Annotated in this window: 29 protein-coding genes; 14 read left to right on the plus strand and 15 right to left on the minus strand. The window is 69.5% G+C overall.

The window, feature by feature from the left end; genetic code table 11:
• The first annotated feature begins 8 nt into the window (after positions 1-8).
• Positions 9-227, plus strand: coding sequence for a hypothetical protein (locus tag IW248_RS31540; RefSeq protein ID WP_196929803.1), 219 nt, complete (start codon positions 9-11; stop codon positions 225-227).
• On the opposite strand, the gene IW248_RS31545 is transcribed toward IW248_RS31540, so the two are convergent.
• Complete coding sequence (locus IW248_RS31545) at positions 194-943, minus strand: phosphodiesterase (RefSeq protein WP_196929804.1); 750 nt, start codon at positions 941-943, stop codon at positions 194-196. The two genes, IW248_RS31540 and IW248_RS31545, sit on opposite strands and share 34 nt — an antisense overlap.
• A 103-nt stretch (positions 944-1046) precedes the next feature.
• Here IW248_RS31545 and IW248_RS31550 point away from each other — a divergent pair, with 103 nt between their 5' ends.
• From IW248_RS31550 to IW248_RS31565, 4 genes are all read left to right on the plus strand, one after another.
• Positions 1047-2336, plus strand: a complete 1290-nt coding sequence (locus tag IW248_RS31550; protein ID WP_196929805.1) for a M16 family metallopeptidase — start codon at positions 1047-1049, stop codon at positions 2334-2336.
• Positions 2333-3670, plus strand: coding sequence for a M16 family metallopeptidase (locus IW248_RS31555; RefSeq protein WP_196929806.1), 1338 nt, complete (start codon positions 2333-2335; stop codon positions 3668-3670). The genes IW248_RS31550 and IW248_RS31555 overlap by 4 nt, the downstream gene beginning before the upstream one ends.
• Before the next feature lie 203 nt (positions 3671-3873).
• Positions 3874-4899, plus strand: a complete 1026-nt coding sequence (locus tag IW248_RS31560) for an aspartate-semialdehyde dehydrogenase (RefSeq protein WP_196929807.1) — start codon at positions 3874-3876, stop codon at positions 4897-4899.
• Between the two features lie 136 nt (positions 4900-5035).
• Positions 5036-5476 (plus strand): PPOX class F420-dependent oxidoreductase, encoded by a 441-nt coding sequence (locus IW248_RS31565; protein WP_196930444.1) that lies wholly within the window; start codon positions 5036-5038, stop codon positions 5474-5476.
• A 15-nt stretch (positions 5477-5491) separates the two neighbouring features.
• On the opposite strand, the gene IW248_RS31570 is transcribed toward IW248_RS31565, so the two are convergent.
• Positions 5492-6073 carry a nucleotidyltransferase family protein gene (locus IW248_RS31570; protein ID WP_196929808.1) on the minus strand — a complete coding sequence of 194 codons (582 nt, stop codon included), beginning with the start codon at positions 6071-6073 and terminating at the stop codon, positions 5492-5494.
• 121 nt (positions 6074-6194) lie between these two features.
• On the opposite strand from IW248_RS31570, the gene IW248_RS31575 reads away from it, so the two are divergent.
• The 5 genes from IW248_RS31575 to IW248_RS31595 all read left to right on the plus strand — a co-directional run bounded on the left by IW248_RS31575 (position 6195) and on the right by IW248_RS31595 (position 10855).
• On the plus strand, positions 6195-6878 hold the full coding sequence (locus IW248_RS31575; protein ID WP_196929809.1) for a TMEM175 family protein: 684 nt from the start codon (positions 6195-6197) through the stop codon (positions 6876-6878).
• Positions 6879-6951: 73 nt separating this feature from the next.
• A complete protein-coding gene (locus IW248_RS31580; RefSeq protein WP_124822133.1) occupies positions 6952-7368 on the plus strand; it encodes a CBS domain-containing protein in 417 nt (138 codons plus the stop codon).
• A gap of 206 nt (positions 7369-7574) precedes the next feature.
• Positions 7575-7946, plus strand: coding sequence for an SCP2 sterol-binding domain-containing protein (locus tag IW248_RS31585; protein ID WP_091405597.1), 372 nt, complete (start codon positions 7575-7577; stop codon positions 7944-7946).
• Positions 7946-10006, plus strand: coding sequence for an amylo-alpha-1,6-glucosidase (locus IW248_RS31590; protein WP_196929810.1), 2061 nt, complete (start codon positions 7946-7948; stop codon positions 10004-10006). The genes IW248_RS31585 and IW248_RS31590 overlap by 1 nt, the downstream gene beginning before the upstream one ends.
• 96 nt (positions 10007-10102) lie before the next feature.
• Positions 10103-10855 carry a lysophospholipid acyltransferase family protein gene (locus IW248_RS31595; RefSeq protein WP_124822130.1) on the plus strand — a complete coding sequence of 251 codons (753 nt, stop codon included), beginning with the start codon at positions 10103-10105 and terminating at the stop codon, positions 10853-10855.
• A gap of 25 nt (positions 10856-10880) precedes the next feature.
• Here IW248_RS31595 and IW248_RS31600 read toward each other — a convergent pair whose 3' ends face one another.
• The 5 genes from IW248_RS31600 to IW248_RS31620 form a co-directional block, all read right to left on the minus strand.
• Positions 10881-11603: a hypothetical protein gene (locus IW248_RS31600; protein ID WP_196929811.1), complete on the minus strand. Its 723-nt coding sequence runs from the start codon at positions 11601-11603 to the stop codon at positions 10881-10883.
• Positions 11604-11675: 72 nt separating this feature from the next.
• Positions 11676-12389: a response regulator transcription factor gene (locus tag IW248_RS31605; protein ID WP_196929812.1), complete on the minus strand. Its 714-nt coding sequence runs from the start codon at positions 12387-12389 to the stop codon at positions 11676-11678.
• Complete coding sequence (locus IW248_RS31610) at positions 12362-13570, minus strand: hypothetical protein (RefSeq protein ID WP_196929813.1); 1209 nt, start codon at positions 13568-13570, stop codon at positions 12362-12364. The genes IW248_RS31605 and IW248_RS31610 overlap by 28 nt, the downstream gene beginning before the upstream one ends.
• Positions 13560-14738 (minus strand): sensor histidine kinase, encoded by a 1179-nt coding sequence (locus tag IW248_RS31615; RefSeq protein ID WP_196929814.1) that lies wholly within the window; start codon positions 14736-14738, stop codon positions 13560-13562. The genes IW248_RS31610 and IW248_RS31615 overlap by 11 nt, the downstream gene beginning before the upstream one ends.
• A gap of 117 nt (positions 14739-14855) precedes the next feature.
• Complete coding sequence (locus IW248_RS31620; RefSeq protein WP_196929815.1) at positions 14856-15251, minus strand: VOC family protein; 396 nt, start codon at positions 15249-15251, stop codon at positions 14856-14858.
• Positions 15252-15391: 140 nt separating this feature from the next.
• Here IW248_RS31620 and IW248_RS31625 point away from each other — a divergent pair, with 140 nt between their 5' ends.
• A complete protein-coding gene (locus IW248_RS31625; RefSeq protein ID WP_196929816.1) occupies positions 15392-16378 on the plus strand; it encodes a hypothetical protein in 987 nt (328 codons plus the stop codon).
• Positions 16379-16406: 28 nt separating this feature from the next.
• Here IW248_RS31625 and IW248_RS31630 read toward each other — a convergent pair whose 3' ends face one another.
• Positions 16407-16730: a plasmid stabilization protein gene (locus IW248_RS31630; RefSeq protein ID WP_196929817.1), complete on the minus strand. Its 324-nt coding sequence runs from the start codon at positions 16728-16730 to the stop codon at positions 16407-16409.
• A 275-nt stretch (positions 16731-17005) separates the two neighbouring features.
• Between IW248_RS31630 and IW248_RS31635 the strand changes: the two genes are divergently transcribed.
• Positions 17006-17494, plus strand: a complete 489-nt coding sequence (locus tag IW248_RS31635; RefSeq protein WP_196929818.1) for an STAS domain-containing protein — start codon at positions 17006-17008, stop codon at positions 17492-17494.
• 25 nt (positions 17495-17519) lie between these two features.
• Here IW248_RS31635 and IW248_RS31640 read toward each other — a convergent pair whose 3' ends face one another.
• The 3 genes from IW248_RS31640 to IW248_RS31650 all read right to left on the minus strand — a co-directional run bounded on the left by IW248_RS31640 (position 17520) and on the right by IW248_RS31650 (position 19775).
• Positions 17520-18563, minus strand: a complete 1044-nt coding sequence (locus IW248_RS31640; protein ID WP_196929819.1) for a hypothetical protein — start codon at positions 18561-18563, stop codon at positions 17520-17522.
• On the minus strand, positions 18563-19060 hold the full coding sequence (locus tag IW248_RS31645) for a SigE family RNA polymerase sigma factor (protein WP_196929820.1): 498 nt from the start codon (positions 19058-19060) through the stop codon (positions 18563-18565). The genes IW248_RS31640 and IW248_RS31645 overlap by 1 nt, the downstream gene beginning before the upstream one ends.
• 142 nt (positions 19061-19202) lie before the next feature.
• Positions 19203-19775 carry a DUF3592 domain-containing protein gene (locus IW248_RS31650; RefSeq protein ID WP_196929821.1) on the minus strand — a complete coding sequence of 191 codons (573 nt, stop codon included), beginning with the start codon at positions 19773-19775 and terminating at the stop codon, positions 19203-19205.
• Between the two features lie 652 nt (positions 19776-20427).
• On the opposite strand from IW248_RS31650, the gene IW248_RS31655 reads away from it, so the two are divergent.
• On the plus strand, positions 20428-20730 hold the full coding sequence (locus IW248_RS31655; protein ID WP_124822122.1) for a MerR family transcriptional regulator: 303 nt from the start codon (positions 20428-20430) through the stop codon (positions 20728-20730).
• A 91-nt stretch (positions 20731-20821) separates the two neighbouring features.
• Here IW248_RS31655 and IW248_RS31660 read toward each other — a convergent pair whose 3' ends face one another.
• Positions 20822-21166 carry a hypothetical protein gene (locus IW248_RS31660; protein ID WP_196929822.1) on the minus strand — a complete coding sequence of 115 codons (345 nt, stop codon included), beginning with the start codon at positions 21164-21166 and terminating at the stop codon, positions 20822-20824.
• An 815-nt stretch (positions 21167-21981) separates the two neighbouring features.
• Between IW248_RS31660 and IW248_RS31665 the strand changes: the two genes are divergently transcribed.
• Positions 21982-23094 carry a hypothetical protein gene (locus tag IW248_RS31665; RefSeq protein WP_231396512.1) on the plus strand — a complete coding sequence of 371 codons (1113 nt, stop codon included), beginning with the start codon at positions 21982-21984 and terminating at the stop codon, positions 23092-23094.
• On the opposite strand, the gene IW248_RS31670 is transcribed toward IW248_RS31665, so the two are convergent.
• The 3 genes from IW248_RS31670 to IW248_RS31680 form a co-directional block, all read right to left on the minus strand.
• On the minus strand, positions 23074-24108 hold the full coding sequence (locus IW248_RS31670; RefSeq protein WP_196929823.1) for an NAD-dependent epimerase/dehydratase family protein: 1035 nt from the start codon (positions 24106-24108) through the stop codon (positions 23074-23076). The two genes, IW248_RS31665 and IW248_RS31670, sit on opposite strands and share 21 nt — an antisense overlap.
• Positions 24109-24399: 291 nt before the next feature.
• A complete protein-coding gene (locus tag IW248_RS31675) occupies positions 24400-25083 on the minus strand; it encodes a hypothetical protein (RefSeq protein WP_196929824.1) in 684 nt (227 codons plus the stop codon).
• Between the two features lie 181 nt (positions 25084-25264).
• Complete coding sequence (locus IW248_RS31680; protein WP_196929825.1) at positions 25265-26374, minus strand: DUF5677 domain-containing protein; 1110 nt, start codon at positions 26372-26374, stop codon at positions 25265-25267.
• Between the last annotated feature and the right edge of the window lie 269 nt (positions 26375-26643).

Genomic DNA, 26643 nt, shown 5'->3' on the forward strand with positions numbered 1-26643 from the left:
GGGGTGCCATGACACACGAGCAGAGCGATCAGGAGCGGGTGGAGTCCCGCGCGCACCACCTCCTGCCCGAGGAGACGGCGGTGGGCAGCGACGACCCGGAGGCGCAGGCGGAGGCCATCCTCGCCGAGTCGGACATCCGCGCTGCGGACCAGAACGCCGCACCGGACACGGTGCTGGAACGTCGTACCTCGGATCAGACCGTGGCCGCCGTCGAACCACCGGACTGAGCGGTCGCCCCGCGCGCCCGACGCGACCCCCGGTAGGTCTGGTCGCGCAGCCAGGCCAGCGGACCTGCCACCCGCAGATCGGGTGGCAGGTTGCGCGCCGGGTCGAACGCGAGCGCCGCGTCGTCCTCGGCGCTGAGCTGAGCACCGAGACTGACCTGACCGACCAGCCGCCAGGGCCCCACTGCCGACGCGACCGCGAGCACCAGGCGCGGGGTGTCCGTCCGGGTCGCGGCGGCCGCCGTGGCCAGGCTGCGACCGAGGTCGGCCGAGTCGGGGTCGGCCAACGCGGCCAGCCAGAGGCGGCGTCGACCCGCGCGGTAGCAGGTGATCGTGCTGTACGTGCCGCTGAAGCGGCGTCGGGGCAGCGGCAGGTTCCGCAGCACCGGGGCCGCGCCGCTGGAGCTGACCAACAGGTCGAACGGCCGGTCGCCGTCGCGGTGCAGGCGCAACGCGAGGCCCAGGACGTCCGGCCAACTGCCGGGCGTGGGCGTTCCCTTGGAGAGCCGGACGGTGGTCCGGTACCGGCCGGGGTCGTCCAGCAGAGCGACTCCGGTGGGCGGTCCGGGCGTACCCCAGATCACCGTCTCGCCGACGAACGAGCGACCGGTCGGATGCAGCAGTCGGCCGCGGCGCAGCCGGCCAAGTGCGGCGCTGGCGCGTTCGACGGCGGTGGCGGCCCGGCCGGCGGACCGGGACGGCGGTGGGGTGACGGTCATTCCTCTCCGGTACCCAACGCGGCGGCCCCGATGCCGCCCAGGTCGGCTCGCCGACCGACCGCACGTCACCTTTCCGCCTCCGAGATCGGATAGCGTCGGGGGCATGCCCGACAGCGGTTACCCCTGGCCCATTCAGACGTCCCGACTGGACAACGGCCTGCGCGTGGTGGTGAGCGAGGATCGCACCGCGCCCGCCGTGGCCGTGAACCTTTGGTACGACGTCGGCTCCCGGCACGAGCCGGCCGGGCAGACCGGTTTCGCCCACCTCTTCGAGCACCTGATGTTCGAGGGCTCCGTGAACGTGGCGAAGACCGAGCACATGAAGCTGATCCAGGGCTCCGGCGGCTCGCTCAACGCCACCACCAACCCGGACCGGACCAACTACTTCGAGACGGTCCCGGCCGAGCACCTGGAGCTGGCGCTCTGGTTGGAGGCCGACCGGATGGGCGGCCTGGTTCCCGCCCTCACCCAGGAGACGCTGGACAACCAGCGGGACGTGGTCAAGAACGAGCGCCGGCAGCGCTACGAGAACGTGCCGTACGGGGACGCCTGGCTGCGGTTGCTGCCGCTGCTCTACCCGCCGGCGCACCCCTACCACCACGCGACGATCGGCTCGATGGCCGACCTGAACGCCGCCGACCTCGCCACCTTCCAGGCGTTCCACCAGACCTACTACGCGCCGAACAACGCGGTGCTCACCGTGGTCGGCGACGCCACCGCCTCCGACGTGTTCGCGCTCGCCGACAAGTACTTCGGCGCGCTGCCCGCCCGTGACGACATCCCGTCGGCGCCGGACGGCCGCAGCGTCCCCGCCACCGGGCAGACGGCCGTGGAGTCGGTCAGCGCCGACGTGCCGGCGCCGCGGGTGTACATCGCCCACCGCAGCTACCCGTTCGGCAGCCCGGAATACAACGTGATCACCGTGCTCGCCACGGTCCTCGGCAGCGGCCGGGGCAGCCGCCTCTACCAGCGCCTCGCCGACGGCGAGCGGATCGCACAGCCGGACCTGGTCGGGGCGTACGGGGTGGACCTCGCCCACGCCCCGGCGCCGCTGATCGCCACCGCCACCGCCCGTCCCGGAGTGAGCGCCGAGCGGCTGGCCCAAGGGCTGGCCGAGGTCGTCGACGAGCTGGCCACCGTGCCGGTCACCGCCGCCGAGCTGGACCGGGCCAAGGCATTGCTCAGCACCGGGTGGTGGCGTCAGCTGTCCACTGTCGACGGCCGCGCGGACCTGCTCGGCCGGTACACCACGCAGTTCGGTGACCCGGCCCGCATCGCCGACCAGTTGCCGGCCCTGCTCGCGGTCACCGCCGAGCAGATCGCCGAGGCCGCCGCCGACGTGCTCACCACCGACCGGGTGACCCTGACCTACCTGCCCGAGGAGACCTCATGACGCTGATCGCCGACCGTCCCGGGCCGGGTGCCGCCCGCCCGTACCGGTTCCCGCCGGTGGTCCGCCGCACCGTGGCCGGTGGTCAGGTCGTCGCCGCGCACCTGCCGGGGCAGAACCTCGCCGTGGCCCTGCTGCTGCTCGACGTGGGCGCCGGCCAGGAGCCGGTCGGCAAGGAGGGCCTGTCCGGTGTGCTGGCCAAGGCGTTGGAGGAGGGGACCGCGCAGCGGGACGCCGCCGCGTACGCGCTCGCCGTCGAAGGGCTCGGCACCGCGTTGTCGACCGGCCTCGACTGGGACTCGTTCCAGGCCAGCGTGGTGATTCCGGTGGACCGGCTGAGCGCCGCCGTGGAGCTGCTCGCCGAGGCGGTCCGGACGCCCAGGCTCGACCCCGCCGACGTACGCCGGGTCCGCGACGACGAGGCGACCGCGCTCCGGATGGACTGGGCCAACCCCGGCCCGCGCGCCGACGCCGCGCTGCGGGCCGACCTGTTCGGCGCGCAGAACCGCTGGGGACGGCCGATGCACGGCGACCCGGAGTCGGTCGCCGGGTTGGACGTGGAGGACGTGACGGTCTTCCACTCCGAGTGGTTCCTGCGCCCCGGCACGCTGATCGTCGCCGGTGACCTGGAACGCATCGACCTGGACGCCCTGGCCGCCGCGGCGTTCGCCGGCACCGGTGGTGGCCCCGCCGAGCGGGGCGGCCCCATCGAGGTGCCGCTGCACACCGGTCGACGGATCATCCTGGTGGACCGGCCCGGGTCGGTGCAGTCCACACTGCGGCTGGGCCACCCGTCACCACACCGGGCGCACCCCGACTACGTGCCGATGACGCTCGCCGGCACGGTGCTCGGCGGGGCGTTCACGTCCCGGCTCAACCACCTGCTGCGCGAGGTGCACGGCTACACCTACGGCATCCGGGGTGACTTCGCCGCGTCGCGGCGGTTCGGCCGGTTCGCGGTCAGCTCGGGCGTGCAGACGGCGGTGACCGCGCCGGCCCTGGTCGAGGCGGTGGGCGAGATCACCCGTACCCAGGCCATCGGGGTGACCGAGGACGAGCTGGAGGTGGCCCGCTCCTGGCGGGCCGGGCAGCTCTCGGTCGAGTTGCAGAGCCCCCGGGCGATCGCGTCGGCGCTGACCACCCTGGTGGTGCACGACCTGCCGGACGACTACCACGCCCGGTTGCGCGAGTCGCTGCTCTCCGCCGACGTGGACCAGGTCTCCGCGGCGGCAGCCACCCACCTGCACCCGGAGGCCCTCACCCTGGTCATCGAGGGCGATGCCGCGGTAATCCGCGACGACCTGGAGTCCACAGCCCTAGGAACCCTCCTCCCCTAACCCCGACCCCCACCCGGCCGCGCACCCCGCCCCCACCCGTTGATCATGAAGTTGTTGTCACTTGCCACGGCGTGTCGCGGCAACAACTTCATGATCGACGGGGGGAGGGGTTGGGGAAGGGGCGCGGGGTGGGGGTGTGAGGTGGGACCCGGGGGGTGGGAAAGGGGTCCCGGTTTCGGGGGTGGGGTCGGTAGCCTCCGGGCATGAGGATCGGCATTGTGGGGGCCACCGGCCAGGTCGGTGGCGTTATGCGGCAGGTGCTGGCGGAACGGGAGTTCCCGGCGGAGCAGGTGCGGTTGTTCGCCTCGGCGCGGTCCGCCGGGCGTACGCTGCCGTGGCGCGAGGGCGAGGTGACCGTCGAGGACGCCGCGACCGCAGACTATTCCGAGCTGGACATCGTGCTCTTCTCGGCCGGTAAGGGCACCGCCCTGGAGTTGGCGCCCCGGGTCGCCGAGGCCGGCGCCGTGGTGATCGACAACTCGTCGGCGTTCCGGATGGACCCGCAGGTGCCGCTGGTGGTCGCCGAGGTCAACCCGCACGCCGCCCTGGACCGCCCGAAGGGCATCATCGCCAACCCCAACTGCACCACGATGGCCGCGATGCCGGTGCTGCGTCCGCTGCACGCCGAAGCTGGCCTGGTCGGCCTGGTCGTCTCCACCTACCAGGCGGTCTCCGGCGCCGGGCTGGCCGGCGTCGCCGAGCTGGACGAGCAGGTCCGCAAGGTGGCCGAGCACGCCGCCGGGCTGGCCTTCGACGGGTCGGCCGTGGAGTTCCCCGCGCCGCGCTCGTTCACCCAGCCGATCGCCTTCAACGTCCTCCCGCTGGCCGGTTCGATAGTCGACGACGGCTCGTTCGAGACCGACGAGGAGCAGAAGCTCCGCAACGAGAGCCGCAAGATCCTGGAGATCCCCGACCTGAAGGTCTCCGGCACCTGCGTCCGGGTGCCGGTCTTCACCGGGCACTCGCTGCAGATCAACGCCCGGTTCGCCCGGCCGCTCACCCCGCAACGCGCGCACGAGCTGTTGGCCGACGCGCCCGGGGTGGCACTGACCGACGTCCCGACGCCGTTGCAGGCCGCCGGCCAGGACCCGACCTACGTGGGCCGGATCCGCGCCGACGAGACCGTGGAGTACGGGCTGGCCCTGTTCTGCTCCAACGACAACCTGCGCAAGGGCGCCGCGCTGAACGCGGTGCAACTCGCCGAGCTGGTCGCCGCCGAACGCCGCTGACCAGTCGCGGTCGCCAACACACCGAGCCCTCGCCGTCCGTCGGCGGGGGCTCGGTGCCGTTCCGGGTGGTCGCCCGCGACGGCCGGCAGGTCGTGCTTGGATGGGCCGGAGACGATCGTCCAACCTGGAGGACACCATGCCGGATGACCGCACCCAGCAGGCGTTGACCGATCTGGTGGCCGCCCGCTCCATGGGCGTGCTCGCCACCATCAAACGGGACGGGCGGCCGCAGCTCTCCACGGTGGTCTACTCCTTCGACCGGGAGGCGGGCCTGATCCGGGTCTCGGTCACCGACGGTCGGGCCAAGACCGCCAACCTGCGCCGGGACCCACGTGCCAGCTTCCACGTCAGCAGCGAGGATGGCTGGGCGTACGCGGTGGTCGAGGGTCGCGCCGAGCTGACCCCGCCGTCCGCCGAACTCGGCGACGAGACGGTCGAGGAGTTGGTGGCGCTCTACCGGGGGCTGAGAGGCGAACACCCCGACTGGGACGAGTACCGCCGGGCCATGGTCGACGAGGGACGAGTCGTGCTGCGCCTGCACGTGGAACGGATCTACGGGATTCCGCCCCGGGGCTGACCCGCCCGGAGCCGGTCAGCCCGGCTCGATCACTGTCACACCGGGCCAACGCTGCGCCGGCCGGTGCCGGGCCAACCGCTGTCGGGACCGGGCCACGTCCACCCGGGCCGGGTTGTGCCGCCACACCCCGCCCAGCAGATCTGTCAGGCCGTACGGGGCGCAGACCTTGAGCCGGTCGGCCGAGTCCAGGCGGACGGCCACCGCTGTCGCGTACTCCGGCCAGGTGGCGACCGCCTCGGCCACGCTGCGGTACGGCTCGATCGGGTCACCACCGAACTTGGCCGCGTACCAGGTGTGCACCGCCGCCTGGTTGCGTGCCTGCCACGGCGGCTGCGGCCACATCTCCGTCAGTCGGGCGGTGGCCCGGTCGTCGTCGACGGAGGTCAGCCTCGCCGGGTCGAAGAAGACCACGTCCACATCCCGGACCTGCGCCGGGTCGAACCCGTCGCCGTACCGCTCGCCCCAGACCAGGTCGCGCAGGGCCCCCGCGCCGATCCAGGCGTCCGGCAGCCCGGAGTCACGCACCACGGTCAGTGCCCGGGTCAGCCAACCGCTGCCGGCGACCAGTTCCCGCAGCTCCTTCTCGCCCGTCGTCATCCGCCCACGGTAGGCAGCGAGGCCGACGCGCGCCGCCCGTAGACGGGTGCGCCTATACCGCCCGTCAGCGGGTATACCGCCCTGCTTTGTCGTTGCGGGACTTCGGGGGAGGGGGTGGGCGATGGGCGCCGGCACGAGCAGCGACGGGACCGGCCCCGCGGGCCCGACCCTGCGGCGGGAAACCTCCCGGCTGCTGTCGTTCAGCGACGGGGTCTTCGCCATCATCATCACGCTGCTGGTGCTCGACCTCCAGCCTCCCCGGGTCGGCCGCGGTCAGCTGCTGCACGCACTGGTCGAGCAGTGGCCGGCGTACCTCGCCTATGTCACGTCGTATCTGTACGTGGCGGTGAACTGGCTGAACCACCGAGCCGCCTTCAACCGGGTGGAGAGCAGCGGAAAGGCCCTCCAGTGGTACAACCTCGGGGTGCTGTTCAGCACCGCCCTGCTGCCGTTCGCCACCTCGGTCGTCTCGCAGGCCATGCGGGACGGCGACCAGGCGGACCAGCGGACGGGTGTGGTCGTCTACGGTCTGGTCGGCGTGCTGGTCTCGGTGAGCTGGCTGGGGTTGTACCACTACCTCGCCCGGCATCACGATCTGCTGGACCAGACGGTGCCGCGTCGGTTCTTTCCGGTCGAACGGGCGAGGGCCGCGATCGGCCTGCTGGGGTACGTGTTGGCGATCCTCGTCGGATTCCTGGCCAGCCCGCTGTTCGCACTGGTGATCTTTTTGCTGCTACCGGCGTTCTACAGCCTGACCAGCAGCGGGCTGTACGAGCTACGACGCCTACGGCATCCGCGCGGATAGGCAGCGGCCGTCGGCGTTACCCCCTCCCGGGCGGCGGGTAGACGGGGCGTGCCGACACCGAGAGGGGAGCACCATGACAACGGTCGGAGAGTTCATGACGACCCGGTTGGTGACGATGGACGGCAATGACACGCTCATCGCAGCCGCGCAGGAGATGCGTGACAGCGCGATTGGTGATGTGGTGGTGACCGACGGCGACAGTGTGGTCGGCATCGTCACGGACCGGGACATCACGGTCCGAGGTGTCGCGGAGAACATGGACCCGGGCTCGACCCGGTTGAACCAGATCACCACTCGCGACGTGATCACGGTGAGTCAGTACGACGATGCCGTGGCCGCCGCGGACCTGATGCGGACGTACGCCGTACGCCGGCTCCCGGTGATCGACGACGGCCGCCTGATCGGGCTGATTTCGATGGGTGACCTCGCGGTCGAGCGCGAACCGCAGTCGGTCCTGGCGGACATCAGCGCCGACGACCCGAACAACTGACCGTCCGCCGCGGCATGCGCCGGCCTTCCCTGCGGGGAGGGCCGGCGCTGTGGCGTCCGGGGCCCTTTTCGGCGCTCACCCGATATGGGCGAGGTTGGCCGGGGGACCGGCGGGGACCCGTGCGGGGACGTGCAACGCCGGCCGTCCGCGCGACGCGAGCGCGGTGGGTGGGATCCCCGGCCCGGCAACTGGGAGGAGTGGACCCGATGGTGGACGCGACCACGAGGTTCTTCGAGGACCTGGACCGTAGGGGGTACGAACCCCTGCTGGCCAAGACCTCCGGGACGCTGCGGATCGACCTGCACGAGGGGGCGCAGACCCGGCACTGGCTGCTGAGGATCGATCACGGCCGGCTGAACGTCAGCCAGGAGGACCAGGAGGCCGACACGGTGATCGGCGCGAGCCCGGTCCTCTTCGACGACATCGCTTCGGGGCGCGAGCACGGCCTGGCCGCCCTGTTGCGGGGGGACATGACGGTGTCGGGCGACGCTCGTCTCGTCGTACAGGTGGAGCGGATCTTCCCGGGTTCCCCGGACGCCCGTGGGCCGCGCCGGCGTTTCGCCGGGGAGGTGCACTGATGGGGCAGAGCAATACGATCCGGATCCTGGACGGCAACACGTTCGTCGTCTGCGAGGACACCGGTGACATCGAGGCGACGCCGAATGAGCCGACCGGGCTCTTCTCGATCGACACCCGGTTCCTGTCGACCTGGGTGCTGACCGTCAACGGTGAGCGACTCAACTCGCTCTCCTTCGACGACCTGCAGTACTTCGAGTCGCGATTCTTCCTGGTCCCGGGGATGGCCACGCACTACGTGGACGCGAAGCTGTCGATCATCCGGGAGCGCGCGGTGGGCGGCAGCTTCTGTGAGCAGCTGACCATCCTCAACCACGACGAGAAGCCGGTCGACCTGGAAGTCCGGATGGACGCGGCGTCGGACTTCGCCGACCTGTTCCAGGTCAAGGACGAGATCCTGAACAAGAAGGGCGAGATCTACACCGAGGTGGAGTCGGACCGGCTGCGGCTGGGGTACCGGCGGGGAAACTTCCGGCGGGAGACGGTGATCTCGTCGTCGATGTCGGCCCGGTACGACAGCAAGGGCTTCGCGTACACAGTCCACCTGGAGCCCAACGAGCAGTGGGAAGCCTCGATCGACGTGCAGACCCGCGCGGTCGGGCCCGGCGGCCGGGACCTGCGTTTCGGGCTGCGCACGCACGGCACCGAGCGGCTCGCTCTCCAACACGACCTGGAGAGGTGGATCGCCGACGCGCCCAAGGTCAACAGTGAGCACGGCCGGGTGGCCAGCACGTACCGGCGCAGCCTGATCGACCTGGCGGCACTGCGCTTCTCGCCGCTGTCACTGGGCGGCGCCACCCTGCCCGCCGCCGGTCTGCCCTGGTTCATGACCATGTTCGGCCGGGACAGCATCCTCACCTGCCTGCAGACACTGCCGTTCACACCGCAGTTGTCGAAGACGACGCTGCGCATCCTGGCGTCGCTGCAGGGCAGCCGGTTCGACGACTTCCGGGACGAGGACCCGGGGCGCATCCTGCACGAGATGCGCTACGGCGAGACCGCGGCCTTCGAGGAGCAACCACACTCGCCGTACTACGGCTCGGTGGACGCGACGCCGCTGTTCATCGTGCTGCTCGACGAGTACGAGCGGTGGAGCGGGGACGTCGCGCTGGTCAAGGAGTTGGAGCAGGAGTCCCGGGCCGCGCTGAGGTGGATCGACAACTACGCCGACCTGGTCGGCAACGGCTACATCTGGTACGAGCGACGCAACACCGAGACCGGCCTGGAGAACCAGTGCTGGAAGGACTCCTGGGACTCGATCTCCTACTCGGACGGCACGCTGCCACCGTTCCCACGGGCCACCTGCGAGGTGCAGGGGTACGCGTACGACGCGAAGGTCCGCGCGGCACGGTTGGCGCGCGAGTTCTGGGGTGACCCGGGGTTCGCCGACCAGTTGGAGCGGGAGGCGGCGGAGCTGAAGGAGCGGTTCAACCGGGACTGGTGGGTGGACGACGGTGAGTACTTCGCCCTGGCCCTGGACCCGAACGGCCGCCAGTGCGACATCCTCAGCTCCAACATCGGCCACCTGCTGTGGAGCGGGATCGTCGAACCCGATCGGGCGGAGAAGCTCGCGGCGCACCTGGTCGGGCCGCGGCTCTTCTCCGGCTGGGGGGTGCGCACGCTCGCCGAGGGGGAGGCACGGTACAACCCCATCGGCTACCACAACGGGACGATCTGGCCGTTCGACAACTCGTTCATCGCCTGGGGGTTGCGCCGCTACGGCTTCGCCGAGGAGGCCGCGACCATCGCCAACGGCATCCTGGACGCGGCCACGTACTTCAACGGCCGGTTGCCGGAGGCGTTCGGCGGCTACCCGCGGGAGCTGACCAAGTTCCCGGTGGAGTACCCGACGGCGTGCAGCCCGCAGGCCTGGTCGACGGGTGCGCCGCTGTTGCTGCTGCGCACCATGCTCGGTCTGGAGCCCCACGAGGGTCACCTGGCGGTCGAGCCACGGTTGCCGGTGGGGATGGGTCGCATCGAGGTGCTGGACATCCCGGGTCGCTGGGGCCGCGTGGACGCGTTCGCCAGGGGTCGACTTGACCTGGACAACCTCACCGATTGACGGATGCCAGCACCGAACCGGTGGTGGCGTGCCGCCCGCGCCGCCGCCGGTTCGCCACCCAAGCCGATCTCCAGCCGGTCAGGGTAGATTCTGCGAATGCCGGAGCTCGTGTACCCGCCCGTTATCGCCGCCGCCAAGACGCTGTTCCGGGTCCTCGACCTGAAGATCACCATCGAGGGCGCCCACCACGTACCCCGCACGGGCGGGGCGGTGCTGGCCAGCAACCACGTCAGCTATCTCGACTTCATCTTCGCCGGTCTGGGTGCGAACGCGTCGGGTCGGATGGTTCGGTTCATGGCCAAGGATTCGGTCTTCACGCACAAGATCTCCGGCCCGCTGATGCGCGGCATGCGGCACATTCCGGTGGACCGGCAGGCCGGCGCGGCCTCGTTCCGCGCCGCCGTGGGTGCGCTCAAGCAGGGCGAGGTCGTCGGCGTCTTTCCGGAGGCGACGATCAGCCGGTCGTTCACCGTCAAGGAGCTGAAGAGCGGCACGGTCCGGATGGCCCGTTCGGCGAAGGTGCCGGTGCTGCCTGTCGCTCTGTGGGGCACCCAGCGCCTCTGGACCAAGGGCCGCCCGCGCACCCTGACCCGCCGGCACACGCCGATCACCATCCTGATCGGCGAGCCGATCAGCCCGGCGGACTTCCCGGACCCGAACGTGCTGGCAGCCGAGCTGACCACCCGGCTCAGCGCCCTCGTCGAGCGGGCGCAGCGGGATTATCCGGACACTCCCGCCGGCCCGGACGACACCTGGTGGCAGCCCGCGCACCTGGGCGGCAGCGCGCCCACGCCGGAGGAGGCCGCCGCCCTGGACGCCGCCGCCGAGCAGCGCACCCCCAGCGCCTGACGCCCTGGGGCGCGGGCGGTCGGCTTCACCGATGCCCGGATGCTGCGCCGCCGGTGAACCCGCCCCAGAAGGTCGGTTCCGGTCTTGAGCGGTAGTAGTCGTCCCGGGAGAAGAACTCCACCGGCAACGAGCCGGGCAGCGTGATCCGGGTGTCGCCGGCGAGCAGACCCGGGCCGGCGCGCAGCAGCAGCACGTCGCGCTCCTGGGCCGAGAGGTCGACGAGTTGTGGACGGGTGAGCCGGAACATGGCCACCGCCCGGCGGACCTGCCGGCCCAGCGCCACGACCTCGGCGGCCGCTCCGCTGAGGGCCAACGCCGGCTGCTGAATGGTGCGCAGCGCGTCGCAGACGATCATCAGCTGCGCGGGTGTGTCCTGCTCGGTCGCCGGCAACTCCAACCGGGATGGCCACTGCCAGCGGATCTGGCCGGTCATCAGGCCGTTGAGCCGAGCGGGCGGCCGGGTCCGGCGCGTGCTGCCGGCGACAAGCGACAGCTGCGAGCCACTGCCCACCCAGCAGATTCGCTGATCGGTGACGGTGACCGCGACCGGCTCGGGCAGCTGCCAACGGCAGCGCACCTCGCTCGGCCCGAGCAGGTAGCCCGCGACCAGCAGCCGGTGTCGTCCGAGCACCCGCTCATCGGGCCTCGGTCGTAGGTCGTAGCGGCGGTCCAGGGTCGGGCCCACATCGTCGTCCGGGGCGTCGAACCGGTGGGGACCGATGAAGAAGGGGGACGTGTCGGCGTGCATCGTCACGACCTTCCGGTCAGCTGGCTGTGTACTGAAGCCTGGCGGACCGGAGCGCCCCTGTCATGACGCCTGTTAGGGGGTCGTCCGGTCGTGTGTCGCCTGTGACCGGTAGATGCCGATCTCCTCCGGGCGGACGAGACCGTCCTCGATCGCGCGGGCGAGTAACGCCGCCTTTGTGGCGGCTGGCCGCCCCGCCCGGGTGTACTTGATCCGCGCACGGTCGACGTACTGCTTCACCGTGTGCTCGCTGATCTGCATCCGCCGAGCCACCGACGCCTTGGACATCGACTGGAACCAGAGCAGCAGCGCCTCACGCTCCTTGTCGGACAGCATCGGCCGGTCCGGCCGTGGGTCGCCGACCATCGCACCCGCCAGCGCCGGCGGCACGTACGGGCGGTCGCTCGCGGCGGCCAGCACCGTCTCCACGCAGTGCTCCCGACCCTCGTGCTTGGCCAGGAACGCCACCGCCCCGGCGTCCAGCGCGGCGAGCATCGTCTGTGGATCGGTGTGTTCGGAGTAGACCACCACCCGCCGCCCGGCGGCGCTCAGCTCGGCCAACTTGTCCAACGCCATCCGCCCGTGCAGCCGCAGGTCGAGCAGGACGACGTCGGCGTTCGGCGCCGCCCGCAGCACCTCGTCCGGGTCGTCGCCGGTGGCGAGCACCGTCAGGCGCGGCTCGCTGGCGAGCCAGGCACGGACCCCCTCGACCACCACCGGGTGATCATCGACGATCGCCACCCCGACCGGCCGATCGCCGGTCACCGCCGCCACCGGGTCTGCGCCCATCTGATGTTCCCGTCCCGTTCGTAGAGGTACTGCACCGGCCCGTCCTCGTGCTCGCCGGGTGGCGGGCCGGTCGCCTCCGGCCCCTCCCGGTCCGGCGTGACGAGGCTGACCACCACCTCGTCCGGGCCGGAGACCACTGTCAGTCGCGCCCATCCCCGGGCGTCGGCGAGGGTGCCGGTGAGTGGGTCGGCCAGCCGGCGGCGGACCTCCACCGGCAGCGGCGGCGGGGTGCCGATGGTGACCAGGTCGATCGGTAGACCGTTGCGTTCCGCCAGGTCGGCGGCGGCTCGCAACTCGTGCAACAGCGGGTCGGGGACATCGTCGGACTCGGCGATCAGCCGGCGCAGCCGGGCCGCGGCCAGCACGCAGCGGCGCTGCACCTCCGGGTCGTCCGGGTCGGCCTGGCCCGCGGCCAGGTCTCCGAGGACCCGCCCGGCCGCCGTGCTGACCAGGGCGAGCCGTTCCCGGCGTTCCCGGAGGCCACGCTCGGCGGCATCCCGCTCCGCGGCCATCGCGTGACCGGCGGCCGACACGGCGGCCCGCTCCCGAGCCAGGCCGACGATGACAGTGCTGCCCACGAAGACCGCCACCGGCAGCGAGAACGTGCCGTAGACGTACATCACGTAGCGGGCCACGTCGGCCGGGTCGGGGCCGTGCCCGAGCACGGCGACCAGGGCGATCAACGCGTGCGTGCTGAGGAGCGCGATCAGCCCCACGACGCGTCGACCCCACACCGCCAGCACGAAGAACCAGCCGAGCGTTCCCCACACCCAGTTGGCGGCGGTGAACAACTGCCGCTCACCGGCTGCGGCGAAGACGGCCGCGTCGACGACCAGCAGCAGCCCGGCCAGCGGCCACGGCGGCAGCGGCGAGCCCTGCAGCAGCCGTACCCCGGCCACCGCGCCGGCCACGGCGACAAGTATCCAGGCGCCGAGCACCACCGCCGGCGCGGCGAACTCCGCGCGGGCGGACAGCACCGCCGGCAGCGCGATAGCGACGTGCCAGGCCAACGCGATGGCGACGGCGGCGATCCGGGCACCCCGGTCGGACGCGTGCGCGACGGCGGCCGGCGCGGCGAGCGCCGCGGCGGAGACCGGCTCCCGGGGCGTCGGAACACTCGGCCGGGCCGGTGCCTCCGGGGCGTCAGCGGAGTGCGCCGGGGCGTTCAGGTCAGCCGACACCGGGCCACTCCAGTCGAATACGGGTGCCCGCGCCGACCGTCGAGTGCACGTCGGCCCGCCCGCCGACCGTCGCCATCCGGCCGCGGATCGACTCGCGCAACCCGTACCGGTGCGGTGGGACGGTGGCCAGGTCGAAGCCGGGGCCGTCGTCGACGACCTCGACCACGACGCCGATCGCGTCCCGGGCCAGCCGCAGCGTGGCCGCGGCGCCCGGCGCGTGACGGACCACGTTGGACAGCGCCGCGTAGGCGCTCTCGCCGATCGCGTCGGCCACACCCACGGGGACGGCGCAGGACGCCAGGTCCAGTCGTACCGCGAGCTCGGGCAGCCGGCCGACCACCGACCGCAGACGTCCGTCGAGCGGCACCGGGCCGTCGCCGGCCACCGGGCCGACGTCGGTGAGTGAGACGAGGGTACGCAGGTCGGCCCCGCACCGGTCCCGGAAGGCAGTCGTGGGCCCGGCCACCGCGCCCAGCCCCACCATGGTCAGCGTGCCGAGCACCGTGTCGTGCAGATCGCGGTTCTGTTGGCGTTCGGCCTCGCGGGCGGCACGTGCCACCAACGCCTGCCGGGTCAGCCGCTGGTGCTCGGCGAAGGCGCGGTCCGCCCGGCCGATGCGTCGACGCATGACCGCCGCCATCATCGCCGTGCAGGCGGTCTGCGCCAGCAGCGTGGCCGCGTGCGCCCGAGCCTCGGTGGGGTTGCCGGCCGCCTGCGCCCCGGTCACGTAGGTGGCGATCACGAGGAGCCCGGCAGGGATCGACCAGCGTCCCGGGGCGGTGGCCTGCGCGTTGATCACTGTGGTGCTGGCCAGCACGGCGATCCAGCTGCCCTCGCCGGGCAGCACCTCGGGCGCCACCAGCACGGGGATGAGGAGGCAGGCCAGCGCCGTGACCGCCACGTCACCGGCGACGAGGGCGGGGCCGATGCCGTGGCGCAACGCGCGGTGTGCGTACCAGAGGGACCAGCCGGTCAGCACTGCCACAGCGGGTAGCAACACCGCCTGCTCGACCGGCGGGGTCTGCACCGACACGGCCACCGCCGCGCCGAACAGCCCGCAGGTCAGCCGCAGCAACGCCGGCAGCGTGGTGAAGATGAGGCCCAGGGCCCCGCCGGCCGGATTGTCCAACGTGGGCGGCGGCACGGCTGGAGTGGCAACGGCCGGCATCGGGAAGTGTCCTTCCGACAACGACCCGTCCGGGTCCACACGGCGTAGATCGACATCGGACAATAGCATGTCGGGGGACATCGGATGACCCTTAGTGTGCGGAGTGTCGCTAATGTGTCACTCTGTGCTGCGGGGTTGGAGAAGGTCCCATCGGTTGCCATAGAGATCGACGAACACCGCTACCGAACCGTACGCCTCATGCCGCGGCTCCTCCAGAAAACGCACCCCGGCCGCCACCATTCGGGCGTGATCCCGGGCGAAATCCTCCGTGTACAGGAACAGCCCGACCCGGCCGCCGGTCTGGTCGCCGACCCGGGCCCGTTGCTCGGCGCTGCTCGGCCGGGCCAGCAGCACTGCCGTCTCCCGGGCCCCCGCCGGGCGGACCACCACCCAGCGTGAGCCGTCCGGTCGGGCGGTGTCCTCCAGCAGCTCGAAACCGAGGTCGCCGACGTAGAAGTCGATCGCCTCGTCGTACTCCCTGACCAGCAGCGCGACAAGTCCCAGGTGTGCCATTCGGCCATTCTGCCGGCGGACGCCCTCGGCCCAGCCGGTGACGTCCCCGGCGGTCACCCTCGTCACGCCTCCGGCCGGCCGGCCGGAACCGGACGCGCCCGTCGCCCGTCTCATCCTCGGGTGGAAGGATGGTGAGCCGGATGCGCTCGTCCCGGACGGTACTGGCGGTGGCACTGCTCGGCATGGCACTGAGTGGCTGCGGTGGCACGGAGACCGTGCCGCCGGGGACCGGTGAGCCCGCTCTTGCCCAGATCGTCGATGGGTGGACCTCCTGCGCCAAGGAGGCACCACGGGCCGGCGAGATGATCATTGAGGCGTCGCCGCCGACCGTGAACGAGCCGACCATCGGTCGTATCGACCCCACGTTCACCCCGGTCGCGGCCGTGATCTGTGGGCGGGAGATTCGGCCCGGCCGCAACGGCGGCAAGGAGCAGATCGCCACCGAACGACGCGCCGAGGCGATCACGCCGCTGCTCACCGCGCTGCGCCTGCCCACCGAGCAGACCGGCGGCGAGGTCGCCTGCACCCTCGAGATGGTCATCCCGCCATGGCTGGCCCTGCTGGACGACCGGGGGCGGTGGCTGCGGCCCCACATCCCGACGGACTCCTGCGGCAAGCCGCGCGCCGAGGTGATCGCCGCGTTGGCCGAGCCGCAGTGGACCACTGTGGACACCCGTATCATCCGGCAGCTCGAATCGCCGTCCGCCGAGACCGCCGGATGCGCGCAGCAGTGGACGGACATGGTGTCGGTGGAGACCCGGAACAGTCGCCCCGGGCCGGTCGGGCCGGCCACCCGGCCGGCCGCCGCGCCGCTGCGCCTCTGCGTCTACGAGGTGCCCGCGTCGCTTCAGGACGGCGACAAACCGGCGGGCGACTTCGTGTACGGCGGGCCGCTGCCGACCGAGCGCCAGGCGGGCGTGCTCCGGGCGCTGTCCAACCGCCGGGCGGTCGTCGACTGTGCCACCCCCGCGTCCCGCTTCGCGGTGCTACGCCCCCTCGACGGGGCAGGCCCCGACCGGTACGTGGAACTCGACGGCTGCCGACGGTTCCTGATCGCGCCAGCGACGGGTGAGGCGCAGCTCGGCCAGGGCGACGACGCGCTGGCCGCCCTGCTGGGGCCCGTCTGAGCCGTGTCGGGGCCAGGACCCCCCGTCGCTACTTCGACAGGGCCCGCTCCAGCTCGCTCTTCGACATCGACGAGCGGCCCTTGATGCCGCGCTGCTTCGCCTCGTTGTACAACTGCTCCTTGGTGCGACCCTGGGCGCCGCTGTGGGAGCGCTTACCGCCACGGTGCCCGGACGACACATCGTTCCGGGAGGACGGGCTCGCCGTTCGGGACTCACCCGAGCGGGCCCTTTCCTTGTTGACCGTGCGGGCCGCGATCTCCTTCGCCCGGCCGGAGGAGGCGCCCCGCTGCTGCGCGCTCTCCTTGATGTGCTCGTACTGTCGTTCTCTCTTCGGGCTTGATCCTGCTGGCATCGGTGCCTCCCACCTCCGCTGTCGGTGCGGCCGAAACCCGGCTCCGCGCTTCTGAGCTGCCATCGGCGCATCCCGAGCCGGGGCGTGGTGTTCACGCTGTCCGAGCAGATGCCCCGCCGCCCGGCGGATCAAACGAGTGCGTGCCCCACCGCAGCGGCGGCTCGGCCAAGGGCCGACGCGCCGACTGGCGGTCGACCGCCCAGCCGATTATCGTCGAAGTCGGTCAAGCCATGCGCCAATCCTGTTACGGATTTCGACAGGAGGCGTGTGCCCCCATGACCGAACCTTCCTGGTTGTTCCAGACCCGTTCCTCGGCTGCCGTCAGCCTCGGGCAGGTCACACAGGCCGCGCTCGCCGGCAGCCAGCGGGATGGCCGTCTCGACGTGGACGCCTCCGGGCCGTCGTTCCAGGTGACCCGCTACACCGAGCCCACGAACCTGTCCGCGACCATCTCGGCCGACCGGATGGTTGTCGCCCCGGTGGGGTACGTCGACATGGACACCGCGCCACGCCTGGCGACGGCCCTGATGAAGGCGATCGACAGCCATCCGGAAGTCTGCTGCGACCTGACCGGCGTCGGCTTCTTCAGCGCCGCCGGTGTGTACGTACTTCTGCTGGCGCGCGACCAGGCGGAGCGGGTCGGCTCCCGCTTCTCGATCCGAGGCGCCGGGGGAATCACCCAGCGGGTGCTGCGGATCACCGGGGTGGAGCGGCTGCTCCTCAGTCCCGAACAAGACACCGGCCCAAGCGCGCGGCTCGGCTGATCCGCAATTCCGCCACGCGGTGGCGTCACCAGGTGTCGGGGCGGTCGAGATCGCGGGCCGGCCGGTACCCGCCGAGGACCGCCAAACCCTCCGCCTCGGTGTAGCCGTTCCCCCAACCCTTCAGGAACGCCTCGACGTGGCACGACTTGACCACCATCTTCAGCACGTCACTGCCTTGCCGGCGGACCCGGTAGGGGCCGGCGGCAAGATCCCCAGGCCCAGCTTCATCGCCCGCCGGGGAGAATTGCGCCCGCACCGTCAGCCAACGGCCGGATGCGTCACCGACCACCAGAGACCCGTCGACGAAAGAGTCCCGCGCCGACCGGCCGAGGGTGACCGAGCACTCAAGCAACCGTCCCCCGGGCGGCATCGACTCCAGGCGGAACGGCACGACGCAGCGGTGGGCACCGTCGAACCGGACCCGGCCCGCCGTGCCGGCCGCCTCGTCCCGGGTGGTCGCGTACGTGTCCAGCTGGGCCCAGAGCCCGTCGGCGGGTTGCCAGCGGACGAACCACAGCTTGCGGTCGCCGGACGGATCGAACCAGGCGACCCCCGAACGGGCGCCGACCCGTACCTCCGTCCGTGCCTGCGGTCGCCCTGCCGACGACAACGTCTGCTGGAGCCCATTCAGCAACGCTTCGGTGCGGGCCAGCGCGAAACGGGCCTGACCGCTCGGGCCCTGGAGCTCGACGCTCTCGATGCCGCGCCCGGTGCGCCACGTCGCGTACTCGGCATCGTTGAGCAGGGCGTCGGTCGTGAAGTGCACAGTCGCGGGATCGGCACCGACCTCCTCGGGGCGTACGGTCCCGTCGCTCTGGGCTTCCGGCAGCATCAGCGCCGCAGCCGGCATGATCGGGTCATCGGTGCTCCGAACGCCGGGGATCGCCAGCACCACCGACGTGAGAGCGACACACGCCGCTGCCACGCCTCCGGCGATCAGCCCCCGCCGGCGCAGTCGCAACCGCCGGCCGCGATACCGGGCGTGCTCCACGATCGGCGCCGGGTCGACGTCGCCCCCCGCCCGATGCCTGAGCGTGGCGGCGAGCTGCTCATCGAGATCACTGAACATCAGAGCTCTCCTGCCCATGCGTGGGTTGCCGCAATCTGTCGTTGACGCAGCGCCGCCAGGGCGCGCTTCGCGTGGGTGCGTACCGTCCCGGCCGAGCAGTCGAGGAGCTCGGCGATAGACGTGTCATCGAGGTCCTCGTAGTAGCGCAGAACTATCACCGTGCGTTGACGCGCTGGCAGATCACAGACCAGCCGCCACAGTGCGTCGCGCTCGGCGACCCCGGCGGCCTCGTCCACGTCGCCAGCCCGATCGAGCACCGCGGCGACGGAGATCTCCCGGCTGCTGCGCCGACGCCACCACGAGTTGTGGGTGTTGACGAGCATGCGCCGGACATAGGCGTCGGGACGGTCCGTCCGCGAGATGCGGCCCCACCGGGCGTACGCCCGCGCGAGCACATCCTGAACCAGGTCCTCGGCCCGATGCTCGTCACCGGTCAGCAGCCGGGCGAGCCGCACCAGCGCCGAAGTGCGAGCGAACGCGTACTCCTCGAACGTCACGCCCTATTAACGCCGTAGGCCGGCCGCCCCGTAGACACCTGCCGGGCACTTTCTGCGAAGCCGGCCCGGATCAACCTCGTGACGCGGCTACTTGGGGAAGCGCTTGGCGCTACGGGGCCGAGCGGCCACGCGCCCGGGTGGGCTAACGCCGCTCGCCGAGTCGAGGCACGGGCTGGCGGTTGCGCCACGACTCCGCGTCGCCTCGCAGCCGGCGCCAGTTGCGCCGCAGCCACCACGCGTACGCCAGTGCCAGCACCGCGCTGCCAGCGAGGAAAAGGGTTGGGAAGAGCACGCCCGGTTCGTCGCCCGACAGGTAGGCACTCTCGATCGGGTCCACCCGGTCGTAGGTCACGTCGACCTCTTCACCAACGCTCGGCTCGTCCCAGGGTGAATAGTTGATCCAGGTGTTGACCTGCTCACCGCTTCGGGTGGTGAAGCTGACCGACACCCACCACTTTCGGCCGTGTACCTCGCGCACCGTCCCGACCGCCCGCTCGCCCCGTTCCACCATGTCGTTGCGGTGGTGCAGGTCGCGGAGGCCGCAGGTGACGAGGACGAATACCAGCAGTGCCCCGACAGCGACGCCGAGGGCCGGGTGCCGGAGCCAGTAGCCGGGGCGCCATCGGCTCCGGGGTTTCGGGTCAACCAGCTCAGTCGACTGCCCGGTGGTCCATGGTCCCGTCGTTCGCGAGCGCCGTCGGTACCGCTTGACCACCGCGCCTCCCGTACGTCCCCTCGGGATGTTCCGGCCCACGGTAGTTGACTGCGCAAAGCCCTAGGACTACCCACGTGCTCAGAGAAAATCTATGTGCGAAGCGCTAGACATCCTTGCCGATGCCGGCTAACGTTCCTGTGGTCGAGAACAGAGCAAACAAAGACGCTGACGTTGCCGCCCCGCACGAGGGCGAAGGAGTAGGGCCAGGGAATCGATAGGCCCCGCTCGGTTCGGCGGCAGAAGTTTGCCGTAGTTGGGTAGTGGTGTGACAGCGGGTGGGGCCGACGCTGGTTCAGGGCTTCACCCGAGGTGAGAAGGGTTCGTCGTACGTGTCAGGGCCAAGAAGTCGCGTGGGGCTCGGACACCGACGGACAGCACGGAGTACGACAGAGGAAATCAGAGGCAAGGGAGGGCATTACACCGTTGGATCGCCCGCAGTCAGCCGCATTCACGGGCTGGTCGCGGACACCGCAGTTTCCCTCGAACGAGAGGTGGTCTCCGGTCACGCATATGCGATCCTCGCACCCGAAGCCGTCACTGACGGCCGGTGCGGACAAGACAAGCCGACGTTCTGTCGGTAGATGGTGTTCCTGACCCACAACCCTTGGGCCCCGGTGCTTTCGAGCACCGGGGCCCTCGTGATGGAGGTTTCATGGCTCAACCCGGCGACATGCTCGACGACGAGGACTACCCCGCCTACACGATGGGCCGCGCCGCCGAGATCATCGGCTGCTCGCAGGACTTCCTACGCCGGCTCGGTGACGCGAAACTGATCGACCCGCAGCGCTCCAGTGGCGGGCACCGCCGCTACTCCCGCTACCAACTACGCCTCGCCTCGCGCGCCCGAGAGATGTGCGACCAGGGCACCGACCTGGCCTCGGCCTGCCGGATCATCATTCTTGAGGATCAGCTCGAAGAAGCCCTTCGACGCAACGAGCGCTACCAGCAGGGCTGAGCACCCCACGCGGCGGCCGCCCGCGAAGCTGACGCCAAGCGCCACACGGTCCCTCCCACCAGGGCAGGGACCGTTCGTCGTCCCCGGACCGCTAATGGATCGGGGGAAGGACACCGCTCGGCGTGTACCGTTCCCCGTCGTCGCCCTGAAGGTTTGCCTGAAAGTCCTCGGCGAGGCCGCCGAATTCCCGGTAGGCGTCGCCGTCGAAATGGCCCTTGATCTCGATGGCGCCTTCGAACCAGGTCAACGAGACAACGCTTCCATCGCCGCAGGTGAACACGTAGAAGGGGTGGCGGTCCTCGTCCCACCAGATCCATCCGCCCTGGGTGAGCGTCGGACTGCGTTCCGCGTAGGCGAGCCACTCGTCCAGAGCGATCGGGTGCTCTTCACTCTCGTAGTACTCCGCAGCCCGGGTGACGTGCAGTTCGTACCCCATGGTTCCTCCCCGCAGTCGGCTCCCGTCCGGGGCGGAGCGCAGCTCGGGCCGACCCCCGCTCAACGTACAGCGGCGGCGGAGGCAGCGGCTCGATCATGGACGCGTCCAAGAGGTGCGGCCGTCAGAGCCGTTGGACGACTTCGACGACTCGCAGATCAGCCCTTCTGCAACATCACCGCTGCCACTTCTGCGGCCAGCTCGATGGCCCAATCAAGCTGTGGGCAGACGTTTCGATCTCGGCACTCTAGGCACCCTCCTGGACGCCAAGGCTGGTCGAGTGCCCGAGTCCAGTGCGTGTCCAAGATTCGCTTGGCTATGAACAGCTCTGTCGCTCTGGAGATCGGTTCATCGATCGGCACCGTGACCCCCGCTCAGGCTCGCGCCACGGTCGGAGAATCCGACTCTTCCGTCCATGCCCACTGTGGTTCGCCGCGGTTTCGCCTCTTCCGGTCCATCTCCGAGTGGTCCCCGGAACCGGGGAGGATCGTTCTTGAAAGCGAGGGGTTCAGCCACGGCCGTCTCCTCAGTAGTCTGTGGTTGGCGTCCCGTTCGGCCTGCTGAAACCCAGTGAAGTCGAAAGCGGGTGGAGTGCCGATGCAAACCCAGTGCAATGCGCGGAAATCCGATGCAACTTGCAAGCTCGGGAGACCACGGTGGCGACGGTAGACCGGTGGACAGGAAAACTCGCCTGCTCGCTTCAAGCCGCCTCAAGCATGACGAACGAGGGATTCGCGGGGTGGCTCGGTATCGCGACAAGGACAGTCGCCTACTGGCATAGTCGACCCGACACTGTTCCTGGAAATACGAATCAAGAGTTGCTGGAGGCCGCCCTGGGCCGTGTATCGGATTCGGTTCGATCACGGTTTTTCGAAGCGCTCAGAGGAGTGCAGTCCGACGGCACTGCTGGCAGCGACGGCATTGTTCTGGATGGTCTGAACGCTGCTGTCGAATCGGTCGCCAACGATTCCTTGCTGATGAGTCTTGCTGTGCCGCACGACTCCATCGAGTCCTTGCAGGAAGACGTAACGCTGCTCGCCCGGTCGGGCGGCATGGCAGCCTTCGACGTGTTCATTGGCGCCCGGCGGTTGCGCGACGAGGCAAGGGCTCTAGTCGAGCGCACCCATCGGCCCGTTGAGCTGGCCGATCTCTACGTGATTATCGGCCAGAGCGCCTCCCTGATGGCCTCTACCGCCTTCGATCTCGGGCACTGGAACGAGTCGACGGCACTGGCCAGGGCATCGACCCAGTACGCCGACCTGGCCGGGCATGCATCGTTGAAGGCATGGACCTACGGCCTGCAAATGACACTTGCCAACTGGCGCAACGAGCCTGATTCCGCACTGAGCTACTTCGCTCGTGCCATGCGAGCGGCCCCCGAGGGAGAGCCGAGGCTGAGGCTCCGCTATATCGCGTCCCGCTCTCATGCTCTGCTCGCCGATTCCGATTCAGTCACGGCGGTCCTGGCAGCAGCCCAGCGAGACAGAGAAGCGGCAGCGGACCGACCCGACGAACTCGCCACCTCTACCGGCGGGGAATTCGCATTCGGCGAAGCGCGGGCGGCGGCGTGTGCGGCTGCGGCATGGCTTGACCTTCGCAACGGCGAGCAGGCCGCGAGGTACGCCCGAGAGGCGTTGCAGGTGTACGAGGCGTTGCCCTCGCCCAGGCGGCCGTACTCCCAGATCAGCGGTACGCAGATCGATGTCGCCGCTGCTCACCTCCACATGCGAGACAAGGATGGTGCGGCCAATGCGTTGTGCACCGTCTTGGACCTGCCGCCACAGAAGCGCAACGCTTCCTTGGCAGGCCGGCTGTCGCGGGTGGAGCGCCTGCTGAGCGAATCTCCGTGGGACCGCGACGCGGACGCGCGCCAGCTCGCCGAGCACATCGCGGCATGGTTGTCGGAAACGTCAGCCCGTCCGCTCACCTGACCGGTGCCAGGCGGCCAACACCTGCTCTTCCTTCGCCCGGCTGACGCCGATCTCCGCTGCCCGATCGTGGTTGCTGACCTCGCCGTTCTCCACCATCCATCGCCAGGTGTCGCGGACGGTCAGCGAGAGCGGTCGGCAGCGCAGGCCGGCTGTCTGCGCTTTGGTGGTGTCGACGCGCCACACACCGTCGAACGTGCGCCAGAGGGGCAGCTCGGACCACTGCCTGACGCCTTGGCTGAGCAGCACCTCATCGGGCACCCAGTCGAAGGAGGCATCACCGCGGGTTGCGTGGGCGCAGTCCGCCAGTAGTCCGCCGAAGGTGGCACCATCCACCGGGGCGCAGACGTTGAACGCGCCGGAGGAACCTTCGGTGATGGCGTGGAGTGCGAACGCGGCCAGGTCCCGTACGTCGACCGGCTGGATGGTGCGGTCGGGGGAGCCGGGGGCTAGGACTCGCCCACCGGCAGCCACACGGCTCAGCCACCATGGCAGACGGCCGACGTACTCACGCGGGCCGAGCACTACACCGGGCCGCAGGAGCGTGGCCCGGTCTGTTCCGAACGCGGCGGCCGCTGCGGCCTCGCATCCGGATTTCTGGTAGCCGTATTGGGTCGGCCCGTCCTCCGTGTCGGTGCCGTAGTCCGGGCCGGCATCAGGCGGGCAGTAGAGCACTTCGGAGCGTTCGGTGAGAGGCTTCAACGGCCAGTCTCGGTAGACGCTGACCGTGGACATGAAGACGTAGCAACCCACCACGGGAGCAAGCGCCCGTGCCACGTCGAGAACGTTCCTAGGCACGTAGCCCGAGGTATCGACCACGGCATCCCAAGGGCCAGCAGTGGCAAGGGTGGCCACGTCCTCAGGACGGGTCCGGTCGCCCCGGATGGGCCGTACGGCTTCCATGAACGGGTCCGAGGTGCCCCGGTTGAACGTCGTCACCTGCCAGCCTGCGTCGAGCGCAGTCGTGACGATCGCGTGTCCTACGAACCAGGTTCCGCCGAGCACCAGCAAACGCATAGGCCAATCATGGCCGAGCGGAGCGATGGCCCGGTCCGCGGAGGGTGCCGGACGGCCACGTCGAGGGACGGCGCGATCACAAGACCTTCGGCCTTTCCCCGCTCGTCGGGCGGTATCCGACCTTCCAGCCTCCGCAGACGGGGACAAGGCGGAGCGCTCTACCGGACGAACGTCCTTGGCCCCGTCCCGGGAGGCTGGAAGCCCTTGTGGTGCCCGGCGAGGTGATCCGTTTCCAGTCGATCTCTGGCGATGGCCGAGGTTGAGATCCCACCCTCAATGAGGAGGCGCTTGCTACGCAGGGTGCCGAGACATGAAGTCTTGGACGCCCATGGAGAGGAGTCTGACCTGCTCTATCGTGTAGTCGTCGTAGTTGGCGTGTGCCGCTTTGTTGCGTAGATCCAGCCAGGACGTAATGGTCTTCTGCTGTAGCAGGTTGTAGACGCTTGCCTTCGTCAGATCCTGGTTCAGTCGCTCGGCCCGCTTCGGCCTTAGGCCGCTGCTAGAGTTCTCTTCGATATCAACCCCGTGCTTTGCTGCGAGCTTTTTCAAGTGACTCTCAAGAGCGCCTCCAGCGAGGACGGCAGCCGGGTCCTTGTATCCCTCGGCGAGTAGATGTTCGGCCATTTCCAGGATGTCCGAAAAGACGTCAGCATGCGCAATTTCGGCAAAGTCCTGCGTGAATCCCATGTCAATGTCTCGTTTTAGTGCACCGACTATGCCATAAAAGCGCGGGACTACCTGCGCATTCGCTATAGCGTAAGTCTTCAGAATGCTCGCTGCTTGCTTGGCGTAGACACTGTCGTCGCCAGCTACGCGATGGATGAACGCGAGGCATGCCGAGCTGAATTCGACATACTCTCGCACCGTAATGTCTCCCCCCGAAAAGTCGTCGTACGTTCGTCTCTGATCGAGGTCGTTATAAAGTGCCTCTAGAACCTTGAACTGCTCAGTCGCTTGGCTGCGCAAACTCGTCATGTTCGACAGGCTAGCCGCGGCGAAGCCCGACCGGATGTTGGCAGCGGGGTGTCGCATTGAACAATCCCTGCAATAGGACGCACTTCGCAGAGAATGCCCAGAAATGCCTGGTGTGCGGGGGCTGGGCGGTCAGGAGCCGAAAGTGGCGGGGGGTCGGCTGAGCGCGACGGCGACGAGGGCGTCAGGGTTGTTCAGGAGGGGAGTGCGTCACGTTTTCCTCTTCCCGGTCTATTTGCTCTTGCACGGCCACAAACGAGTTACATGTCTCGTCCACGAAGTGACTCATAGTCGTCATGTACAGCAACTCCTGTGGATCTGTGACTGAGTAGACTAGCAGCGCCGACATGCACTGCATTAGTGCTATCAGGGCGATTTGGGCAGGGTCGGCGAGGTAGTGGTTCGTCCGGTTGACGAGTTGCACTTCCTGTCCCCGAAAATCGATCGAGTTGAAGCTAAGACTTCGCGCGCCGGAATGCACCTCCTGGCTCGACCATCGGTAAAATCCGCGCAGATGCGAGAGGTTGGCCCTCTCTTCGAGGTCGCGGAATGTTGGGCGATCCTTGTCAAGAAGCTTGGACGCCCAGCCATATTCGTTTCTATAAGAGCGACCGAAGCGGGTAAGAAGTTCCTCCCTCGTTATCCTCATTCGCTCCACGTGTTCCACTTCAAGAGGCTCATATCCCAGCCCTTCTGCATTCTCCTGATAAACCAAGGCGTCAGCGTATGCGCTTACGTGGCCATGAAGACGAAACCGCTCTGCGAGGTCCCGATTGTCCTCGCCATCTGTCGATTCCTGTATCAAGAATGCGGCAACCGCAAGTTCGTGAATTGTCCGCGCTCGCGCAAGTGCGTCAAGGGGGAAGCCCCCGCTCAGTAGATGGTGCACTGCGTGGGCCACTCGACACGCGCGCGCGCAGATGTCATCTAGTGCGAAGAACGCATGGTCTTGCTGCTCTGCGGCACCAATTCGGCTCGTTTGGCCAACGCGTTCCCAAAAATCGATGGCCAGGCCTACGAGGGCCAAATAGCCGTCCAAGGGCACTCGCCATCGGTCGAGCAATCTCTGCTCAAAAGACTCCGTTTCCCGTTGGCGTTGTGCGGCGTAGGCGGGAATTGCCCTTCGGAACGCTTCAATTGCTTCCGCGCTTCCCTCATCTAAAGCCCGTTGCAATGTCTCGGCCGCGAGCCGGCCTGCATCAGCCTCCGGCAGGCCCCTGTTCAACGCACCCGCTTCTGCCTCTTGTGCTTGATCGAGCACGTTGCACCCGAGTTGTGCAATCTCCGGAAACATAAGCCATCCCCTCGTGCCCTGCTTCCCGGACTACCTCGTCCGGCTAACGGCCTCATGACTCCTCCGGTTACCGTGCCATGCATGTGCCAGCAGCCGGTACCCCGGGCCGTGACCAGCGGGCACGGACTGCCTGCATTGAGTTGGCTCACGAGACCCATGTCGGCCGCGATCTTCGTCCTCCCGCACTGACGATGCGTCGGCACTTGCTCCGCAGGCGCGCGCCTGGCGCAGTCTCATTCAGCCCTAAATACGCCGAACTCCGGCCTTCG

The sequence above is a fragment of the Micromonospora ureilytica genome, assembly GCF_015751765.1.
In the GTDB taxonomy this organism is placed as follows: domain Bacteria; phylum Actinomycetota; class Actinomycetes; order Mycobacteriales; family Micromonosporaceae; genus Micromonospora; species Micromonospora ureilytica.

Bases quoted from the DNA above. Each gene is read 5' to 3' on its own strand.
- IW248_RS31540 (WP_196929803.1), top strand. From the start codon at position 9: ATGACACACGAGCAGAGCGATCAGGAGCGGGTGGAGTCCCGCGCGCAC.
- IW248_RS31545 (WP_196929804.1), bottom strand. From the start codon at position 943: ATGACCGTCACCCCACCGCCGTCCCGGTCCGCCGGCCGGGCCGCCACC.
- IW248_RS31550 (WP_196929805.1), top strand. From the start codon at position 1,047: ATGCCCGACAGCGGTTACCCCTGGCCCATTCAGACGTCCCGACTGGAC.
- IW248_RS31555 (WP_196929806.1), top strand. From the start codon at position 2,333: ATGACGCTGATCGCCGACCGTCCCGGGCCGGGTGCCGCCCGCCCGTAC.
- IW248_RS31560 (WP_196929807.1), top strand. From the start codon at position 3,874: ATGAGGATCGGCATTGTGGGGGCCACCGGCCAGGTCGGTGGCGTTATG.
- IW248_RS31565 (WP_196930444.1), top strand. From the start codon at position 5,036: ATGCCGGATGACCGCACCCAGCAGGCGTTGACCGATCTGGTGGCCGCC.
- IW248_RS31570 (WP_196929808.1), bottom strand. From the start codon at position 6,073: ATGACGACGGGCGAGAAGGAGCTGCGGGAACTGGTCGCCGGCAGCGGT.
- IW248_RS31575 (WP_196929809.1), top strand. From the start codon at position 6,195: ATGGGCGCCGGCACGAGCAGCGACGGGACCGGCCCCGCGGGCCCGACC.
- IW248_RS31580 (WP_124822133.1), top strand. From the start codon at position 6,952: ATGACAACGGTCGGAGAGTTCATGACGACCCGGTTGGTGACGATGGAC.
- IW248_RS31585 (WP_091405597.1), top strand. From the start codon at position 7,575: ATGGTGGACGCGACCACGAGGTTCTTCGAGGACCTGGACCGTAGGGGG.
- IW248_RS31590 (WP_196929810.1), top strand. From the start codon at position 7,946: ATGGGGCAGAGCAATACGATCCGGATCCTGGACGGCAACACGTTCGTC.
- IW248_RS31595 (WP_124822130.1), top strand. From the start codon at position 10,103: ATGCCGGAGCTCGTGTACCCGCCCGTTATCGCCGCCGCCAAGACGCTG.
- IW248_RS31600 (WP_196929811.1), bottom strand. From the start codon at position 11,603: ATGCACGCCGACACGTCCCCCTTCTTCATCGGTCCCCACCGGTTCGAC.
- IW248_RS31605 (WP_196929812.1), bottom strand. From the start codon at position 12,389: ATGGGCGCAGACCCGGTGGCGGCGGTGACCGGCGATCGGCCGGTCGGG.
- IW248_RS31615 (WP_196929814.1), bottom strand. From the start codon at position 14,738: ATGCCGGCCGTTGCCACTCCAGCCGTGCCGCCGCCCACGTTGGACAAT.
- IW248_RS31620 (WP_196929815.1), bottom strand. From the start codon at position 15,251: ATGGCACACCTGGGACTTGTCGCGCTGCTGGTCAGGGAGTACGACGAG.
- IW248_RS31625 (WP_196929816.1), top strand. From the start codon at position 15,392: ATGCGCTCGTCCCGGACGGTACTGGCGGTGGCACTGCTCGGCATGGCA.
- IW248_RS31630 (WP_196929817.1), bottom strand. From the start codon at position 16,730: ATGCCAGCAGGATCAAGCCCGAAGAGAGAACGACAGTACGAGCACATC.
- IW248_RS31635 (WP_196929818.1), top strand. From the start codon at position 17,006: ATGACCGAACCTTCCTGGTTGTTCCAGACCCGTTCCTCGGCTGCCGTC.
- IW248_RS31640 (WP_196929819.1), bottom strand. From the start codon at position 18,563: ATGTTCAGTGATCTCGATGAGCAGCTCGCCGCCACGCTCAGGCATCGG.
- IW248_RS31655 (WP_124822122.1), top strand. From the start codon at position 20,428: ATGGCTCAACCCGGCGACATGCTCGACGACGAGGACTACCCCGCCTAC.
- IW248_RS31660 (WP_196929822.1), bottom strand. From the start codon at position 21,166: ATGGGGTACGAACTGCACGTCACCCGGGCTGCGGAGTACTACGAGAGT.
- IW248_RS31670 (WP_196929823.1), bottom strand. From the start codon at position 24,108: ATGCGTTTGCTGGTGCTCGGCGGAACCTGGTTCGTAGGACACGCGATC.
- IW248_RS31675 (WP_196929824.1), bottom strand. From the start codon at position 25,083: ATGACGAGTTTGCGCAGCCAAGCGACTGAGCAGTTCAAGGTTCTAGAG.
- IW248_RS31680 (WP_196929825.1), bottom strand. From the start codon at position 26,374: ATGTTTCCGGAGATTGCACAACTCGGGTGCAACGTGCTCGATCAAGCA.